Raw genomic sequence first — 1,499 nt, forward strand, 5'->3', positions numbered from 1 at the left:
TGCTCACCATGAGCCCGAATACATTAGCGCAAGCATGCTTTACCGTTCATCAAGCTGGGTTGCAGGAGGTGGGCTGACCATACATTCTTGGTCTGATGCATCTCGGGATCGCGCTTGCCTTCCTAGTTCTTGGTGGAATTGGGGGCATGAATAATGGTGGCATCGACGATAGTGCCTTGACGCAGCGACAGGCCTTTTTCTTGTAAATAACCGTTGATGACCGCGAGGATCGCAGGTGCAAGTTGATGCTTCTCCAGCAAGTGCCGGAAGTTCATGATCGTAGTGTCTTCCGGGATCGGCGCGCTCAACGTCAGGCGTGCGAATTGGCGCATGGGCGTGATTTCGTAGAGTGCTTCTTCCATGGCCGGATCGCTCAGGGAGAACCAGTTCTGCAACAGATGGATGCGCAGCATGGTTTCCAGCGGATACGGTTTACGGCCACCACCGGCCTTGGGGTAGAACGGCTCGATCAGCCCCAGCAGGCCTGTCCAGGGCACGACCTGATCCATCTCGGCGAGGAAGCGTTCGCGGCGTGTCTGCTTACGTTTTCCGGCGTATTCGAAATCGGAAAAGCTCATCTGGCTCATGGGCAGCTCGGATCAGGTTGTCAGGCGTATTTCAGCACAGTTGAAGACTTGTTCGGAGATTCCCTAAATGCTCATGAAGTTTGGATGCTATTCCAGCATTTTGGATGCAGAGTTCGACTCGGGAAATGTACCCATCAATAGTCCACGGCTGAAGTCGAGCAGGGTGACAGAGCGGTTGTCGATCCTGATTGTTCCGATGGTATAGCGGCTACGAATATCCGCTTTCTGAACAAGTGGTAGCACTATGCTCGACGGGGCAACGTTCAATATCTTGCAGATCGCATCCACCTTAACGCCGATCATTTGCCGATGCTCATCGTGGTTCAACACTAGAATGACGATGAGGGTACTCTGATTGACTTCGGTTGGTTCCCCACCAAAATGCGTGCTCAGGTCAATCACCGGCACCACCGAGCCGCGTAGATTGATCGCCCTACGGATTTTCCGCGACCTATCCGATTCGATGACAAGCCTATTGGCTTCTACGATCTCTTTAACGGAGCGAATACTCACCGCGAACAATTCATCGCCTAGAAAAAAGGGAAGGTATTGTTTGCTTTGTGAAGAGCTATCTACATTTTCCATCTTCAGCGACGGAGCTATGTTGTAGGTATCAAAAACCTGCGCCGCCGCTTGCAGGCGATGAGAAAGTTCGACCAGCTCGCGCATCTTGACCGCGACTTCGCTGAGGTCTTGTTCGCTATTGTCTGTCTCCGATACTTCGTGGGTGGCCCCAGATGACAGCAAGTTGGCCTGATGGATCGTTTCGCCCCTAACGGCGACGTTCTCTGTTGATATCGATCTATTATTACTGTTGGGGGATGCGGCGGAAATCTTGGACTACCTGGAGGTAGTTCATGTACTCATACGAAGACCGTATCCGAGCGGTCAAGCTCTACATCAAACTGGGCA

General features: G+C 52.4%; 1 protein-coding gene and 1 pseudogene. Both read right to left on the reverse strand.

The features are described from left to right. Positions 1 to 125 precede the first annotated feature (125 nt). Positions 126 to 587 (reverse strand): annotated as a pseudogene (locus FBY04_RS32220) (IS5-like element ISPa41 family transposase); the annotation flags it as partial. A gap of 87 nt (positions 588 to 674) precedes the next feature. Beyond that, complete coding sequence (locus FBY04_RS32225; RefSeq protein WP_145319734.1) at positions 675 to 1,256, reverse strand: chemotaxis protein CheW; 582 nt, start codon at positions 1,254 to 1,256, stop codon at positions 675 to 677. Positions 1,257 to 1,499: the final 243 nt, after the last annotated feature.

The organism is Pseudomonas sp. SJZ080, assembly GCF_007828295.1.
In the GTDB taxonomy this organism is placed as follows: domain Bacteria; phylum Pseudomonadota; class Gammaproteobacteria; order Pseudomonadales; family Pseudomonadaceae; genus Aquipseudomonas; species Aquipseudomonas migulae_A.